Origin of the sequence: Levilinea saccharolytica (genome assembly GCF_001306035.1) — a bacterium.
GTDB lineage: Bacteria > Chloroflexota > Anaerolineae > Anaerolineales > Anaerolineaceae > Levilinea > Levilinea saccharolytica.
The window spans coordinates 1-14,846 of sequence record NZ_LGCM01000058.1 but is presented as its reverse complement, the minus strand read 5'-3'; the positions used below and the strand labels follow the sequence as shown (position 1 = coordinate 14,846).

The window sequence follows — 14,846 nt, the reverse complement described above, 5'->3', positions numbered from 1 at the left end:
CAACTTGCCTTTCAATGGGATTTTTTTAACGTTTCGCGGCGGCCTCAGCCCCTAGGGGCAAAACGTCTCCACCAGGCGGGCCTGCCCCTGCGGATATTGTTCCCCCCATCCGGCCCCGTCCGCCTGAAACAGCGCGCAGGCCTGATGCCGCAGGAACGGCTGATCCTTCACAATCACCGCCAGCTGGCGCAAGGCGTCTTCCCGCCCCAGGTAAGCATAGGCCTGGATGAAGGGCATCCACTCCACCCAATCCACAGGGTGAAGCTTGGCCTGGATGGCCTCATCCCCCAGGCGGGCTACTTCCTCCCAATCGCCGCGTTGACGCGCCAGGTCGGCGCGCTGATAGGTGTAGCACCAGGTGTGGGGCGGCTCCGGCCCAAAAATGGCCTCAGGGGGCCGGTGCGGGTCGGCCTCGGTCAGCACCGCCGACGGGTCAGAGCGGCGGGCGATGATCTGCATCTCATAGCCTTCCTGGTCGGAAAGCTCCGGCTGCGCGCCCTGAATCAAGTGCACGCACGAGCCCTCGGTCGGCATCGAAAGGGCCAGCACCCGCCCATAATCGCGGGTCACTTCCAGGCCACGGCGGTCCACCGTTTCGGTCACGCCCTCACCGCGCAGGATGTTTTGCACCGTGGTGCGGTTCAGCACTGCCGCGGGCAGAGAGATGGGCGTGGGACTGCCGGTTTTCTTTTCGGGGTAAAAGATCAGGTTGGCCGGCCCCCACACAAAGTAATCCTCGGCGATGCCGCTGTTAGGGTAATCGGCCACCAACACCGTGCCCGGCTGGATCTGCGGGGCGCGCCAGGAAACCTGCCACCAAAAATTGCGCAGCGAGCGCCATTCGTTGACATATTGGGTGGCGTTGCCGAAATGGGCAAAGACAGCCGCGCCCACCAGCACCGCGGCCAGGCCCAGGCGCAGCCGCTGTGATTTCAGCATGGAAAGCAGGCCAGCCAACATCAATACCGCGCCCAAAGAACCCGGCAGGGTGAAGCGGCTGTAGGTGGGGAAGAGAATGTGGCGGTCGCCCAGGGTGACGGGGGCCAGGCTGGCCAGCACGCTCAGCGCGCCGATCGCCAGAGCTTCCCAGGCCCAGTTATTAGAAGAGGAATCCTCCTCCTGTGCTTGGGGACTGTCCGCACCTTTGGAGCGGTTGAGCCACCACACCACGCCCGCCAGCAGCAGCGCCGCCGCCGCCCCCAGAGCCATGCCCATCAGGCTGTCGCGCAGCCGCAGCCGGAAGGCGCTCTGATACAGCGGCACGCCCCAGGCCAACACGGTCACATTCCAAAAATCCTGAAGCCAATACACCCCAAACCACAGCCCGCGCATCAGCGGCGATTCAGCCAGATGGCTGAACATGGAACCGATGTCCGTGGCGGCGCGCTGGCTGCTGAAAAAGAACATGCGCCAGATCAAGAAGCCCGCGCTCACCGCCCAATACGGAGCTGCCCGCAGCGCGCCCCGCCGCAGACGCGGCAGCAGGCGCACGCCCGACTGCCCCAGGGCCGCCAGAATCAAGAAGCGGAAGACCTCCATGCCGATGTAGTACTCCATCAGCAGCAGCCCCGCCAGGGAAGACAGCGCCGAAAGCACAATCAGGCCTGCGCGCAATGCCCGCCGTTCGGTGGTGAGAGCCGCCACCGACCCGGCGGTCGAAAGCAGAATCAGCGCAAAACTGACCAGGTGCGATTGGTAATCCACCGCGTTGGGTTGATCCAAAAAGCCGGGGTACACAGCGAAGAGAGCCGCCGCCAGCAGCATCAGGCGGTTTTGGCGCGGCCAGACCTGCCGCAGAGTCCACAGCAAACTGAGGGTGCTGATCAGGCGCAGCGCGTAGGCGCTGTAGCTGTACCAGGGGGCCTGCGTGCCGAAAAGCTGATAGGCCGCCGAGACCAAAAACGCGCGTGCCGGGCGGTCAATGGCAAAGACATCCGTAAATTTCGCCGCCCCTTGGGTAAAACCGGCGTACATCAGGTACCAATCATCGTTATAAAAGCCGAACTGGGCCGCCAGAGGCAGGTAAGCCAGGGCGGAAAGCAGCGCCAGCAAGCCGACGGCGGCGATCGTTTCCAGGCGTTTGCGTTTCGGTTGGGGTTCGGGTGCGGACATACGCGCCTCTGCACAGCAAAGATGGCCACATTATACCGGATGTGCCGCCCGGCAGGTGAGGTGCGCTCGTAGATCAACACTTGAATAATTCGAAAAAATATCCTACAATTACGGTACTTTACAAGAGGAGCGGTGCGATGGACTCTGCCGATGTCATCCGGTTTCTTTTAATCGCCGTGATCGCTGTCCTGTTTATCCTGGCGATGCTCTCCCTGCGCCGGCGAAAAGTGGGGCTGTTAGAGTTCTGCTGCCTGGGTGTGCTGGCCCTTTTGGTGCCGCTCTTAGGCCCCTTCCTGGTCATCGCCCTGCGCCCTGGGCGCCCGCGTGCCTCCGCCCCTGCCCATGCCCCGCGCCCGCAGCGCGTCAACGGGTGACCCATCGATCGTACCCTATCTGGAGTCTCTATGAAACAGGACCGTTTTCTCATGGCCATCCTGGCCGGGATTGGCATCTTGGTGGTTATCTCCCTGACCATCTTCCTGGTGCGCCGCCAACAGATCACCTACCTGCCCGAAGATACCCCCAGCGCGGTGGTGCATAATTACGTGGTAGCCCTGCAATCGGGTGATTTTGAACGCGCCCACGGCTATCTGGCCGAGGCCGCCGGACGCCCCAGCCTGCAAGCCTTCCGCGATGTCTTCCTGACAAAGCAGCTGCAGCCCGGCCAGGCCAGCCTGAAGCTCGGCGAAACCTTCATCAGCGGGGAGCAGGCCACCGTACAGCTCACCGTGATCCAGGGCGATTCGGGGCTGATGGGTTCCAGCTACCGCCAGAACGACCGCGCCACGCTGGAACAGCAGAACGGGACCTGGAAGATCCGTTACCTGCCGTATCCCTATTTCAATTGGGATTGGTTCCAGGAAGAGCTTAAAAAGTAAGCGGCGCAGCGGCCGTCTGGATTCATCACGCACAAGGAGCAGCCCATGCGCACCGTTCGGCGCTTATATTTTTACCTGATCGCCCTCATCAGCCTGGAAGTCATCGTGTGGGGGGTGATTAACCTGGCCCGCACCCTGTTTGATGTGCTGCCGCTGGGCGGGGTCAACCTGTTGGCGGGGGGGCTTTCGCTGGTGCTGGTGGGCGTGCCCATTTTCGGCATCCATTGGGCCGTGGTGCAGCGAGACGCCCGCAGCGACGAGGAAGAACATACCTCGCGCATCCGCGCCCTGTTCTTATACGCGGCCCGCTTTGGGCTGCTGGTTCCGGTGGCCCAAAACGTGCTGGCCATTCTCAACCGCGCGCTGATCACGTGGATGGGGCGCGGCCTGGATTCCCCCCTGGTGGGCGGCGGGCAAACCCTGGCGGATAACCTGGCGGCTGTGGCCGTCAATTTGATCGCATGGGCCTATATCGAACGCGTGCTGCGCGGCGATTGGCAGGCGGCTGCGCCCAGTGGGGAACTGCCCGAAGTGCGGCGGGTGTACCGCTACGCCTGGGGCATTTACAGCCTGGGGCTGGCAGTTTTCGGCTGCCAGCAGCTCATCCGCTTTATCTTCACCACCCCCGAAGGGCTGAGCGACCTGACCGCGGCCTGGCTGGCCAACGGCATTGCCCTGTGCGCGGTGGGGGCGCCCCTGTTTGCCCACGCCTGGCTGGTCATCCGCCGCGGGCTGGACGAACACCCCAGCGAACGCCGCTCCCTGCTGCGTCTGGGGGTGCTTTTTGCCCTCAGCTGGGTCTCGCTGGGGCTGGGGCTGCTGTCTTTGGGGAATCTGGCGGCTTCGCTCATCCGCTGGGGCCTGGGCGAAGCCAACCAGCTGGAACTGTGGCTCAACGAAAAGGCCAACTGGCTGGCGGTGATGATCATCGCCGGGGTGGTGTGGGCCTATTTCTCGCGGCAGTGCCGGCAGGCCGTGCGGGATGAAGGTGAAATTCGGCGGCGCGAGGGGCTGGAGCGGCTGTACGATTCCCTCCTGTCGCTGGGCGGGACAGCCGCCACCTTCTTCAGCCTGTGGGGTCTGCTCAGCACCGTCACTGAAATCCTCATCAACCAGCCCGCCACCCTGGGCGGTCTGCGCGACACGCTGAGCTATTCTCTGGCCGGGCTGGCCATCGGCCTGCCCTTGTGGCTGCGGCCCTGGGGACGGCTGCAGGCCCAGGCGCGCGCCTTTGGCGATGAGGGCGATCACGCCCGCCGGTCGGTGGTGCGCAAGGCTTACCTATATCTGGTGCTGTTTGCCAGCGTGGTGGGCGGCATGGCCGCGGGCGGGGCGCTGTTCTTTCTGGTGCTCTCCGCCGTGCTGGGCAGCCCCGACCCCAATTTTTGGCTGGAATTTGCGCGCCGCGCCGAGGTGCTGGCCCTGCTGCTGGTGTGGCTCAGCTACCATCTGGGAGCTTTGCGCAGCGATGGGCGCGCCGCCCAACAGGCGGTACACGAACGCCAGGCGCTGTTCCCCGTGCTGGTGATTCAGCCGCAGGGCGAAGACAGCTTCAATGAGGCGCTGACCCACGCCCTGCAGCAGCAGGCCCCGCGTCTGCCGGTGACCCTCTTCAAGCTGGGCGTCCAGGCCTTCAGCGACGAGTATTACCAGGCCAAAGCCGTGCTGCTGCCCGCCGCATTGGCGGCCAACCCGCCCGAAGCCCTGCGCCTGTGGCTCAAAGAATATCAAGGACAGCGGGTGCTCATCCCGCTGGAAGCTGAAGGCTGGGTTTGGCCGGGGACGCCCCTGCGCAGCCCGCGCGAACTGGCCGTGGAGACGGCGCGAGTGGTGCGGCAGATGGCCGAAGGCCAGCCCGTGCGCACGGCGGCGCCGCTGACGGCCTGGGTGATCGTCGGCTACGTGCTGGCCGGTCTGTTTGGCCTGCAAATGCTCTTGGTATTGTTCGGTTTGGGAATGTCGCTGTTGGGGGTGGACTAAAGTTCCAGATCGCGGCGGTTAAAGCCCACCCAGGCCGCCGCCAAACACAGCCCCGAAAGACCCGCCAATACCCAGCCTGCCCCCGGCAGGCTGGTTTGCGTATAGTGGAAGGGGGACAGCCAGGAGAAGAAGGAAAGCGCGCCCTCCGCGGGGCTCAGGCGGTGCAGGATATAAAAGAGGACAAAAGCTCCCGCGCCCACCCAACGGCTGAGGTTGGGGCGGCCGGTCAGCGCCCCGGTCAAAAAGGCCGCGCTGCCCCACACCAGCGCCAAGAGGGTATTCAACCCCACCGCGCGCAGCAAAAACCCCGGCGCCAGCCCCAGCGCCAGGCTGAGGTTGGCCAACAGCAAAACCCCCGCCAGCCAGGCCCCCAAAACGGCCATCGCCAGCCACAGGGCCGCGTATTGGGCCAGCAGCAGGCGGCTGCGCGGCATGGGCGCGGCCAGCAGCAGGGTCAGAGTGCGGCGGCGCTCTTCGCCCGCCAAAAGCCCCCCCGCCAGCCAGACGGCGAAGGAAGAGGTCAGCAGCGGGTAAGGCAGAGCAAAACCGCCCGCCCACAGCCATCCCTCCAACGCAGCAGGCGGAGTGGGAACAGCCCCCAAGAAGGCCACCACCTGCCCCATGCCCTGCGCCAGCGGCCCGTCGGACAGGTGAAAGCTGGTCAAAAGGTGCCCCGTCCAGAAGAAAAGCGCCAGCCCCCAGGCAAGCAGGGGCCAGCGCGCGCGCTGCACAGCGCTGTGGAGCAGATCAGGCAGCACAGGTAATCCCATAGTCACGGCGGAAGACCTCTTCCAGGCTGAGCGACTGGCTGAGCATATCGGTGATGCGGTACTGGCTGGCCAATTTGAGCAGGGTATCGGGATCGCCGCGCACCGTGCAGGACAGGGAATGGGGGGTGATGTGCAGATCCTGCAGATTGGGCAAGGCGTCAAAGGCACCCAGCGGAACCGGCGTGGCGAAGCGCATTTCAATGCGGCGCAGGGCGCGGGCGCGCAGGTGTACCCCGCGTTCCACGGCCATCACCTGTCCGCCGTACAGCACGGCAGCGCGGTCGCACAGACGTTCCATCTCGCACACCGAGTTGGAGGCCAGGAACACCGTGCGCCCTTCCTGGCGCACCTCGGCGATCAGTTGATAAAGGGCTTGCTGCGTGGCCAAATCCAGGCCGCGGCTGGGCTCATCCAGCAAAATCAGTTCGGGGCGGTGCATGAAGGCTTGAATCAGCCCCACCTTGCGGCGTTCCAGGGCGGGCATGTCGCCGATCTTTTGGTCCACATCCAACCCAAAGCGCTCAACCAGGCCGTCCACATAGGCCCAATCCAGCTTACCGCGCAGAGTCTCAAAAGAGCGCAAAGCCGCGCCGCCGGTTTGATGGGCGAAGAAATCAAATTCCCCCGGCAAATAGCCCACCTGGCGGCGGACTTTCAGGCTGTCCTGACGGCTGTCCAGGCCCAACACCAGAGCGCGGCCCGAGGTGGGGCGCACAAAATCCAGCAGTAAGCGGATGGTGGTGGTTTTGCCGGAACCGTCTGGGCCCAGGAAGCCAAAAACCTCTCCCGGTTCAACCTCTAACATCAGATCGCGGACGCCGAGATGGCGGCCGTACATCTTGGTCAAATTTTCGGTGCGGATCACCAGATAGCGCATCGCTCGCCTCCTTCACAGGGACTGCGGTTTCAAACAAAGCGCCGGTTGGAGCGGAGGTCCAACCGGCGCTGGAAACGCGCAGGGGGCGGCAGGGCGAATCAGGACCCTGGACCGGCCAAGACCTCCGAACGGGATTGCCACTCGTCGCGGGTGCGCTGGAGGATGGTTTCCACCATGCCCACCCAATCCATGAGCGATTGCAGGCGCGGTCGGGCGGGATGGTCTGGATATAAGCCCTCCAGGCCCTCTTCCGCCAGTTCCTTCAAGGGAAGAATGGCAGCCAGGCGCATTTCGAGCGTGTTCTGCCAGGCGAGATCCGAAAGGACGTAGTAGTCCACCCGATCCCCCGGCAGGGACACCTTCTCGACCAGTTCAGCCATGAGCAGCGTGCGTAAATTGGTTGAAACGCTGCTGCGGCTGACCTGAAGGGCCTCAGCCATCTCTTCTGAAGATACCGGCCGCGGCGTTACCAGGAGATAACCAACGATGCGCCCGCCGATGCGGGACACGCCGTAATCCTGGTAAAGCAACCCCATATTTTCAACGAACTGGGATAACGTCTGTCTATCCTCCCCCTTCGAGGGAGGATTATCCGCAGACTCACCCGAGCTTTCCAGCTCCATCCAAACGCTCCTTCACAAAATCCAAAAAATGTTTGTTTATTTTCTGGCTAACAACGCTTGGGCACTCTCACCCGGTAGTATTATAGTTGTTCCCGTTGTTTCTGTCAATACTGAAACAACTGTATTTGCTGTAAATACAGAATCGCATGAAATGAACACAAAGGCACTTGACGCATCCGCTGCAACCTCCCTATAATGAATATGGAAGGAGGATGGACGATGGATTCCAACCTCGATACAACCCATATTTTGGCTGAAAGCGACCGCGGCAAGAAGATTGAGCTCCAAGCAGGTGAAAGCATCACCGTGGTGCTCACCGGGAACCCCTCTACCGGTTTTGATTGGACCGTTGCCGAGATGAACCCCGATATTCTGAACCTGGAAGAGCGCCAGTTCCAGCCGGCCAGTCCGTATGTGGGCAGCGGCGGGCAGGTACGGCTGCATTTTTGCGCGGTGGGTTCGGGCCGCACGCGCCTGAAACTGCACTACCGCCGCGCATGGGAGACGGAAAAACGTCCTTTGCGCACCTGGTACGTGACCCTGCAAATTCAAGAAGAAGATTAAAGAAAACCCCCCGGCGGATTTGCGCCAGGGGGCAAACAGGCGTTTTCAGCGCAAAGGCGCTAGTACTCGATGGCGCTGATTTGGGTGAGCTTGGACAGGCGGTGGGTGGAAGTGATGCGGCGCACCGTGCCGGTCAGCCCGCGCATCACCAGGCTGTCGGTCACTGCCCCGCCCGCGAAGTAATCGACCCCGCGCAGCAAATCGCCGTTGGTCAGGCCGGTAGCGGCGAAAAAGACATCTTCCGAAGACACCAGGGTATCCATGGTCAGGACTTTGTGAAAATCAATGCCCGCCTCGTCCCCGCGGTGGCGCTCTTCGTCGTTGCGCGCCACCAGCAGACCCTGAATATTGCCGCCCGCCGCGCGCAGGGCGCAGGCCGCCAAAACGCCTTCGGGGGTGCCGCCAATGCCCAGCAGCACATCAATGCCCGAATCCGGCAGGGCGGTCATCAAGGCCCCGGCCACATCCCCATCGGGTATCAGGCGGATACGCGCGCCGCAGCGCCGCACCTCGGCGATCATATCTTCGTGGCGGGGGCGGTCCAAAATGACCACCGTCAAATCTTTCACATCTTCCCCTCTGGCCTTGGCGACGGCATGGAGGTTGTCGGTAATGGAAGCACGGATATCAATCACATCCCGTGCCTGAGGGCCGACCGCGATTTTCTTCATGTACACATAGGGACCGGGGTTAAACATGGTGCCGCGCGGGGCCAACGCCACGGTGGTGATGGAATTTTGCAGCCCCAGCGCCAGCGGGCGCGTGCCGTCAATGGGGTCCACGGCGATATCCACCAGCGGCGGGTCGCCAGTGCCCAGCTTTTCGCCATTGTAGAGCATGGGGGCCTCATCTTTTTCGCCCTCGCCGATCACAATGACTCCATCCATTTGGATGGAATTGAGCACCAGGCGCATGCCGTTGACCGCAGCGCGGTCCGCGGCGATTTTATCTCCGCGGCCCATAAAACGGCCGGCCCCCAGGGCAGCAGCTTCGGTCACCCGGACCAATTCCAGAGCCAGGTTACGAGTGGGGCGAGTGTCAATCATTGCAATCCTCCTCTTCCATAGGCCAGCCCGCGGGCGAACTGGATCAGTTGGGAAACGTTACAATGCAGACAATGGCGTTCGATTGAGGCAACACTAATATTCAGCTGTAAAAAGGGCTAACTCAGCCACAGCACCAGATAGTACCCCAGGGTGACTGCCCAAATCCACGAATCCACGCGGTCCATGATGCCGCCGTGGCCGGGGAGGAGTTTTCCAGAATCTTTGACCCCGAACTGGCGCTTGAGCATGCTTTCGCCCAAATCGCCCAGGGGGGTGAGGACGGCCATGACCAGGCCGATTTGCAAGCCGTGCAGGGGGGTGACGGCCGGGGCGCGCAGATGCCACAGGGCAGCCAGAAGCGGGGTCAGCAAGACCGCCGCGGCCACACCGCCCAGGTAGCCTTCCCAGGTCTTTTTGGGGCTGACGCGCGAACACAGCAGGCGCTTGCCAAAACGGCGGCCGATGATATACGCCCCCGCGTCTGCCACCCACACCGCAGGCAGCACCACCAACACCCACCACTGTCCGTCGGGCAGGCTGCGCAGGGAAATAAAATAGGCCCCCAACCAGCCCAGATACAGCACGCTGGAGAGGACCATGCCAAAATCACTGGCGGAAGTCTGGCTGCCGCGCTGCTGGGCCACCACCTGAAAAGCCATCGCCAGCAGAACAATCAGCGCGAGGATCCAATCAGAATGGGCGAACCCCCAGGCCTGACGCGCCAGGATAAGGGCCACCACCCCGGCCAGGGGCAGCACCGCCGCCGAACCGCGGGCGCCGGGGTGAAAAATGCGCACGTATTCCCAGGCGGCCACAGCCATCACCGCGGCGATCAGCCCGGCAAAGGGCCAACCGCCCCAGGCGGTGAATCCCACCACCAGGGGAACCAAAACAATGATGACTTTAAGCCGGTTTGCCAGCATGGGCTGCATTGTCCTCGAAGCATTTGGACAGGCGCCCAAAGCGGCGGTCGCGTTTGCTGTAATCTTCTAACGCGGAGCGCAGCGCCTCTTTATCAAAATCGGGCCACAGGGTGGGGGTGACGTACCATTCCGAGTAAGCGGCCTGCCAGATTAAGAAATTGCTGATTCGCATTTCACCAGAGGTGCGAATGATTAAGTCGGGGTCGGGGATCCCAGCCGTGAAGAGGTGTTGGCTGACGGTTTCTTCGGTCACCGCTTCGGCGGGCACGCCCGCACGGATCATATCTCGGATAGCGCATACGATCTCATCGCGGCCGCCGTAGTTCCAGGCCACCGAAAGCACCAGGCGCTGGTTATCACGGGTCATTTCCACCGCCGCTTCCACCTTCTGGCGCAGGCTGGGTTCCAGGCGTTCCAGGCGGCCAATATGGCGCAGCTGCACGCCTTCCTGGTGCAGCTCGGCCAACTCCTGCTCAATCACCTGGGCCAGGATGTTCATTAAGCCGTCCACTTCTTCCTGGGGACGGCCCCAGTTTTCGGTCGAGAAGGCGTAAATCGTCAGGTATTTGACCCCAAATTCCACACAGGCGGTGATGATGCGGCGCAGGTTTTCGGTTCCGGCGCGGTGGCCGACCATGCGCGGCATCCCGCGGGCAGCGGCCCAGCGGCCGTTGCCGTCCATGATCACAGCGATGTGATTGGGGATTTTTAACTCAAGATGGGGAGCTTCTTCACTCATGAGCGGGTGTGCGTTAGACCTCCATGATTTCCTTTTGCTTGCGTTCTTTAACCACGTTCACCTGTTCGACGAAGCGGTCGGTCAACTTCTGAAGCTCTTCTTCCCCGTTTTTCAGATCGTCTTCGGAGATCATTTTTTCGTGTTCGAACTCGCGCAGGTCTTTGATCAGGTCGCGGCGCACATTGCGCACGGCCACATGGGCTTCTTCGGCGCGGTTATGCACCACCTTGGCCAAATCGCGGCGGCGCTGCTCGTTGAGGGGCGGCAGGTTCAGGCGGATGGCCTTGCCGTCATTGTTGGGAGTCAGGCCCAAATCCGAAGCCAGGATGGCGCGTTCAATGGGCTTGATCATATTGGTTTCAAAGGGGCGAATGAGAATCTGGCGAGGTTCAGGAATACTGATACTGGCCACCTGCATTAAGGGTGTGGGCGAGCCGTAATATTCCACCTGCAAACGTTCCACCAGGGCGGGTGAGGCGCGGCCCGTGCGAATTCCAGCCAGGTCTTCTTCGAGCGCCTGAATCGCACCTTTCATGCGCACTTCCGCTTCTTTGAGGGTTTCTTTGATCACATTTACCTCCTCGGTGCTTTAAATGGGGGCCAGGCTGTCCGGCCCATTTTAACGGCCAGATGCGTTAAGCATACCTTAATTTCAAAAAAAAAGCTATGCCTGCCCGCCTGCCATCAACGGGGCTGCGCGGGGGTGGGACATGCTATAATCCACGGTATGGCACACCAGGAGAGAATCATCAATACCACCGGCGACAGCATCAATGTGGCCTTCACTGTGGTGGTGCTGGCCTCCTATTTTGCCACGTTTTCGGTGCTGCCCACCTCCAGCACGCTGGAAATCGTCCTGCTGGTGGTGATCGGGATTGTGTACATCACGGTGGGCACCTACGGCTATATGGCTTGCTCGCGCCACCCATCGCGGGCTTTGCGCCTGGCTTATTTTGTGCTGCAAATTCCCCTGGGCGCGGCGATGGTGTATCTGGGCAAAGGAGCGGGCTTTAACGCCATGGTGCTGCTGCCGCTGGCCGGACACAGCGTCTTTCTGCTCACCTCCGGCTGGATGTTGGTGTGCAACGCGTGGGTTGCCCTGGCCTATGTGGCCGCCATCGGCCTGGCCAACGGTGATTTTGCCAGCGTGCTGGCGGGCATGCCGGTGTTCATCGCCGGTCAGGTGTTCATCGTGGCCTTCACGCAGATGGCTGTGGGCGAAGAGCGCTCCCGCAACCAGGTGGAACGTTTGCTGGCCGAGCTGGAAAACGCCAACCAGCAGCTGCGCATCTACGCCAGCCAGGTGGAAGAGCTGACCATCAGCCGCGAGCGCAACCGCCTGGCGCGCGAGATCCACGACGGCCTGGGGCATTACCTGACTTCAATCTATATGCAGATTCAAGCCGCGCGGGCGGTGGCCGACAGCCAGCCCCAGCGCGCCCAAGAATCGCTTTCCAAAGCCCAGAATCTGGCCCAAGAGGCTCTGGCGGATGTGCGCCGTTCGGTTTCAGCCCTGCGCGCCCCCGAAGAGGACCTGCCCCTGGCCCAGCGCATCGGCGAAATGCTGCGCACCTGTGAGGCCAGCGGCATGCAGGCTGAGCTGGAAGTGCGCGGAACCCCGGCCGACCTGCCGCCCGCCGCCCATCTGGCCCTCTACCGCGCCGCGCAGGAAGGGCTCAACAACGCCTGCAAACACGCCCAGGCCAAACACCTGTGGGTCGTGTTGGATTACACACAGAAAAACAGCGTCAGCCTAAACATCCGCGATGACGGGCTGGGCAGCTCCGAAAACCCCGGCGGCGGCTTTGGTCTGATTGGCATTCGCGAACGCGTGCAGCTTTTGAACGGCGATTTTCGAATCACCACCCGCCCTGGAGGCGGCTTTCTCTTGGAGATCACCCTACCCCTATGAACCATCCCATCCGTATTCTGTTGGTTGACGACCAGGCCCTGTTTCGTGAAGGGTTGAACACCCTGCTGTCTGTGCAGCCCGACTTTGAGGTGGTGGGGGAAGCCAGCAACGGTGAAGAGGCTTTGCGCCTGGCGGTGCAGCTTCAGCCGCACGTGATCTTAATGGATCTGCGCATGCCCGTGCTGGACGGCGTGACGGCTACCCGGCGGCTGCGCACGCTGCTGCCCGACTGCCGCGTGATCGTTTTGACCACCTTTGACGATGACGAATTTGTTTTCGACGGTCTGCGGGCAGGCGCGGTGGGCTATTTGCTGAAAGACGTGTCTTCCGATAAGCTGTTCGAGGCGCTGCGCGCCGCCGCGCGCGGGGAATATTTCCTGCTGCCCTCCATCACCGCCAAAGTGATCGAGGAATTCGCGCGGGTTTCACCCGTGGCCCGCGTGCCAGTGGAACCTTTGGTAGACCCGCTTTCCGCGCGTGAAATTGAGATTTTGCGGCTGGTGGCCACCGGCGCCAGCAACAAGGAAATCGCCGAAATGCTGGTGATTGCCGAAGGCACAGTCAAAAATCACCTGACCAATATTTTGGCCAAGCTGAGCGCCAAAGACCGGCTGCAAGCCGTGCTGAAGGCGCGTGAATTGGGGCTACTGAGTTAAAAAAGGTCATAACCGCAGGCCGCGCCGCCGCAGGCGGCATATGCCTGGGGGTATGACTTGAGACACATGGTTTTCCATTCACCTTTTGCTATCCTTACGAACAGTGACACGATGAGCACCGAAAATCCTGAAATCACCCCCACCCCCAGCTCGCCAAAGAGTGCTGGCGAACTGCTGCGCACTTTCAGCGGCATCTTTTTGATCTTGTTGGGCGTCATTTTCTTGCTCGATTTCTACTTCAAGACAGGATGGCTGACGTTGATTCTCTTACCAATCCCCGGTGTGTTGTTATATGCAGGCGGCTGGCGCGGCCAACGCTTTGGGCTGGTGATCACCGGCAGCCTGTTGGGCGGCCTGGGGTTGGCAATCTCGTTGGCGCTCAGCCAGGCCCTGAATTTCAGCATTGAACAGCGCATCGGCGCCGGGCTGCTGGCCTTCGGCCTCAGTTGGGGGCTGATCACCCTGGCCTCGCTGCGGATGACGGCGCGCACCGCCTGGTGGGCGCTCATCCCGGGTGCAGCCCTGGCTGGAACCGGGCTGACCTTTTTGTTCAGCTCGCTCAAACTGGTGGATTTTATCCTCTACATCGGCTTCCTGCTGGGGCTGGCTTTTCTCGGTTGGGGATTGGGCGAGCGCCTGTTTGGGCTGATCATTCCGGGCTGCCTGCTGTCCAGCATTGGGCCGGGGGTGTACCTGGCCTGGAGCTCGCAGACGCCGGAAAACCCGTTGGCGCGCACCGGCATCATGCTGGTGGCCTTTGCCCTGGGCTGGGTGCTGATCACGGTGTGTTCGCGGCGGGTGACTCACCAGTTCGTGTGGTGGCCGCTCATCCCCGGCGGGGTGCTGGCGATGGTGGGCTGGGGGCTGTACATCGGCGGCAACCCATCGAACGCAGCGGCCTTCATCGGCAACACCGGCTCGCTGGCCATGATCCTGTTTGGAGTCTATCTGCTGCTCATGCGGCGCGGCATTCAACGTTGATCCGGCCATGCGCTGTTCACCCGACCTGAGTCAGGAGAGCGCCCTGTGGGCGGCGGGGGTGGTGCGCGCCGCGGGGTTAGACGAGGCTGGCCGCGGCGCCTGGGCTGGGCCTGTCTCGGCGGCGGCGGTCATCTTACCCCCCGATGCGGCGGTGCTGGAACGGCTGAAGGGTGTGCGCGATTCCAAGCAGATGACGGCGCGGCAGCGGGGGGAGTGGGCTGAGCGCATTCGCCAGGAGGCTGCCGCCTGGGGGGTGGGGTTTGCCTCCGCTGAAGAAATTGACGCCCAGGGAATTTTACCCGCCACACGCCTGGCCATGCAGCGCGCCCTGGCCGCCCTCTGCATCCCCCCCCAACATTTGCTCATTGACGCCGTACGCCTGCGCAGCGTGCCTCTGCCGCAAACCTGCCTCATCCGCGGGGACGCCACCTGTTTGAGCATCGCCGCGGCTTCGGTGCTGGCCAAAACCGCCCGCGATGCGCTCTTGACGGCGCTGGAAGCAGAATTCCCCGGCTACGGCTTTGCCCAACATAAGGGCTACGGCACGGCGCTGCATCAGACTGCCCTGCGCACCCTGGGTCCCTGCCCTCAACACCGCCGCAGCTATGCTCCCGTACGCCTGGCCGAGGCTGGTTGGCCCCTCCCTTAAACACCAAACGGGGCTGTCCAAAAAGTAACAATGGGCAGCCCCTTCCCAAAATAAAGCAAGCGTGATTCAATAGGGGGATGAAAAGAAGACCAACAGCGCCCGTATTCAAACCCTACGTGATGCACCAAGCCTCATT

General features: G+C 62.3%; 16 protein-coding genes. 8 read left to right on the top strand and 8 right to left on the bottom strand.

What is annotated here, in order from left to right; translation table 11 throughout:
* Positions 1–51: 51 nt before the first annotated feature.
* Entirely contained in the window at positions 52–2,112 is a 2,061-nt protein-coding gene (locus ADN01_RS15460; RefSeq protein WP_062416779.1) for a hypothetical protein, read from the bottom strand.
* A 137-nt stretch (positions 2,113–2,249) separates the two neighbouring features.
* Between ADN01_RS15460 and ADN01_RS15455 the strand changes: the two genes are divergently transcribed.
* The 3 genes from ADN01_RS15455 to ADN01_RS15445 are packed head-to-tail and all read left to right on the top strand — an operon-like array spanning position 2,250 to position 4,970.
* Positions 2,250–2,486 carry a hypothetical protein gene (locus ADN01_RS15455; protein ID WP_062416778.1) on the top strand — a complete coding sequence of 79 codons (237 nt, stop codon included), beginning with the start codon at positions 2,250–2,252 and terminating at the stop codon, positions 2,484–2,486.
* A gap of 30 nt (positions 2,487–2,516) precedes the next feature.
* Positions 2,517–2,990, top strand: coding sequence for a nuclear transport factor 2 family protein (locus ADN01_RS15450; RefSeq protein ID WP_062416777.1), 474 nt, complete (start codon positions 2,517–2,519; stop codon positions 2,988–2,990).
* A gap of 45 nt (positions 2,991–3,035) precedes the next feature.
* Complete coding sequence (locus ADN01_RS15445; protein ID WP_062416776.1) at positions 3,036–4,970, top strand: DUF5671 domain-containing protein; 1,935 nt, start codon at positions 3,036–3,038, stop codon at positions 4,968–4,970.
* On the opposite strand, the gene ADN01_RS15440 is transcribed toward ADN01_RS15445, so the two are convergent.
* From ADN01_RS15440 to ADN01_RS15430, 3 genes are all read right to left on the bottom strand, one after another.
* A complete protein-coding gene (locus tag ADN01_RS15440; protein WP_082142566.1) occupies positions 4,967–5,740 on the bottom strand; it encodes an ABC transporter permease in 774 nt (257 codons plus the stop codon). The two genes, ADN01_RS15445 and ADN01_RS15440, sit on opposite strands and share 4 nt — an antisense overlap.
* Positions 5,718–6,617 (bottom strand): ABC transporter ATP-binding protein, encoded by a 900-nt coding sequence (locus ADN01_RS15435; RefSeq protein ID WP_062416774.1) that lies wholly within the window; start codon positions 6,615–6,617, stop codon positions 5,718–5,720. The genes ADN01_RS15440 and ADN01_RS15435 overlap by 23 nt, the downstream gene beginning before the upstream one ends.
* A gap of 98 nt (positions 6,618–6,715) precedes the next feature.
* A complete protein-coding gene (locus tag ADN01_RS15430) occupies positions 6,716–7,153 on the bottom strand; it encodes a GbsR/MarR family transcriptional regulator (protein ID WP_062416773.1) in 438 nt (145 codons plus the stop codon).
* Positions 7,154–7,459: 306 nt separating this feature from the next.
* On the opposite strand from ADN01_RS15430, the gene ADN01_RS15425 reads away from it, so the two are divergent.
* Complete coding sequence (locus ADN01_RS15425) at positions 7,460–7,804, top strand: protease inhibitor I42 family protein (protein ID WP_062416772.1); 345 nt, start codon at positions 7,460–7,462, stop codon at positions 7,802–7,804.
* A 59-nt stretch (positions 7,805–7,863) separates the two neighbouring features.
* Here ADN01_RS15425 and glpX read toward each other — a convergent pair whose 3' ends face one another.
* The 4 genes from glpX to frr form a co-directional block, all read right to left on the bottom strand.
* Positions 7,864–8,850, bottom strand: a complete 987-nt coding sequence (glpX, locus tag ADN01_RS15420; RefSeq protein ID WP_062416771.1) for a class II fructose-bisphosphatase — start codon at positions 8,848–8,850, stop codon at positions 7,864–7,866.
* Between the two features lie 116 nt (positions 8,851–8,966).
* Positions 8,967–9,773: a phosphatidate cytidylyltransferase gene (locus ADN01_RS15415; RefSeq protein ID WP_062416770.1), complete on the bottom strand. Its 807-nt coding sequence runs from the start codon at positions 9,771–9,773 to the stop codon at positions 8,967–8,969.
* On the bottom strand, positions 9,754–10,512 hold the full coding sequence (locus tag ADN01_RS15410; protein WP_062416769.1) for an isoprenyl transferase: 759 nt from the start codon (positions 10,510–10,512) through the stop codon (positions 9,754–9,756). The genes ADN01_RS15415 and ADN01_RS15410 overlap by 20 nt, the downstream gene beginning before the upstream one ends.
* Before the next feature lie 13 nt (positions 10,513–10,525).
* Positions 10,526–11,083, bottom strand: a complete 558-nt coding sequence (gene frr / locus ADN01_RS15405; protein ID WP_062416768.1) for a ribosome recycling factor — start codon at positions 11,081–11,083, stop codon at positions 10,526–10,528.
* Positions 11,084–11,239: 156 nt separating this feature from the next.
* On the opposite strand from frr, the gene ADN01_RS15400 reads away from it, so the two are divergent.
* The 4 genes from ADN01_RS15400 to ADN01_RS15385 all read left to right on the top strand — a co-directional run bounded on the left by ADN01_RS15400 (position 11,240) and on the right by ADN01_RS15385 (position 14,710).
* Complete coding sequence (locus ADN01_RS15400; protein ID WP_062416767.1) at positions 11,240–12,424, top strand: sensor histidine kinase; 1,185 nt, start codon at positions 11,240–11,242, stop codon at positions 12,422–12,424.
* Positions 12,421–13,080, top strand: a complete 660-nt coding sequence (locus ADN01_RS15395; RefSeq protein ID WP_062416766.1) for a response regulator — start codon at positions 12,421–12,423, stop codon at positions 13,078–13,080. Before ADN01_RS15400 ends, ADN01_RS15395 begins: the two co-directional genes overlap by 4 nt.
* Positions 13,081–13,191: 111 nt before the next feature.
* Positions 13,192–14,061, top strand: a complete 870-nt coding sequence (locus tag ADN01_RS15390) for a hypothetical protein (protein ID WP_062416765.1) — start codon at positions 13,192–13,194, stop codon at positions 14,059–14,061.
* Positions 14,062–14,068: 7 nt separating this feature from the next.
* On the top strand, positions 14,069–14,710 hold the full coding sequence (locus tag ADN01_RS15385; protein ID WP_062416764.1) for a ribonuclease HII: 642 nt from the start codon (positions 14,069–14,071) through the stop codon (positions 14,708–14,710).
* Positions 14,711–14,846: the final 136 nt, after the last annotated feature.

Coding starts and splice junctions, on each gene's coding strand:
- ADN01_RS15410 (WP_062416769.1), bottom strand. CDS start 10,512: ATGAGTGAAGAAGCTCCCCATCTTGAGTTAAAAATCCCCAATCACATC.
- glpX (WP_062416771.1), bottom strand. CDS start 8,850: ATGATTGACACTCGCCCCACTCGTAACCTGGCTCTGGAATTGGTCCGG.
- ADN01_RS15430 (WP_062416773.1), bottom strand. CDS start 7,153: ATGGGGTTGCTTTACCAGGATTACGGCGTGTCCCGCATCGGCGGGCGC.
- ADN01_RS15395 (WP_062416766.1), top strand. CDS start 12,421: ATGAACCATCCCATCCGTATTCTGTTGGTTGACGACCAGGCCCTGTTT.
- ADN01_RS15400 (WP_062416767.1), top strand. CDS start 11,240: ATGGCACACCAGGAGAGAATCATCAATACCACCGGCGACAGCATCAAT.
- ADN01_RS15460 (WP_062416779.1), bottom strand. CDS start 2,112: ATGTCCGCACCCGAACCCCAACCGAAACGCAAACGCCTGGAAACGATC.
- ADN01_RS15425 (WP_062416772.1), top strand. CDS start 7,460: ATGGATTCCAACCTCGATACAACCCATATTTTGGCTGAAAGCGACCGC.
- ADN01_RS15435 (WP_062416774.1), bottom strand. CDS start 6,617: ATGCGCTATCTGGTGATCCGCACCGAAAATTTGACCAAGATGTACGGC.
- ADN01_RS15455 (WP_062416778.1), top strand. CDS start 2,250: ATGGACTCTGCCGATGTCATCCGGTTTCTTTTAATCGCCGTGATCGCT.
- ADN01_RS15415 (WP_062416770.1), bottom strand. CDS start 9,773: ATGCTGGCAAACCGGCTTAAAGTCATCATTGTTTTGGTTCCCCTGGTG.
- ADN01_RS15385 (WP_062416764.1), top strand. CDS start 14,069: ATGCGCTGTTCACCCGACCTGAGTCAGGAGAGCGCCCTGTGGGCGGCG.
- ADN01_RS15445 (WP_062416776.1), top strand. CDS start 3,036: ATGCGCACCGTTCGGCGCTTATATTTTTACCTGATCGCCCTCATCAGC.
- ADN01_RS15390 (WP_062416765.1), top strand. CDS start 13,192: ATGAGCACCGAAAATCCTGAAATCACCCCCACCCCCAGCTCGCCAAAG.
- ADN01_RS15450 (WP_062416777.1), top strand. CDS start 2,517: ATGAAACAGGACCGTTTTCTCATGGCCATCCTGGCCGGGATTGGCATC.
- ADN01_RS15440 (WP_082142566.1), bottom strand. CDS start 5,740: ATGGGATTACCTGTGCTGCCTGATCTGCTCCACAGCGCTGTGCAGCGC.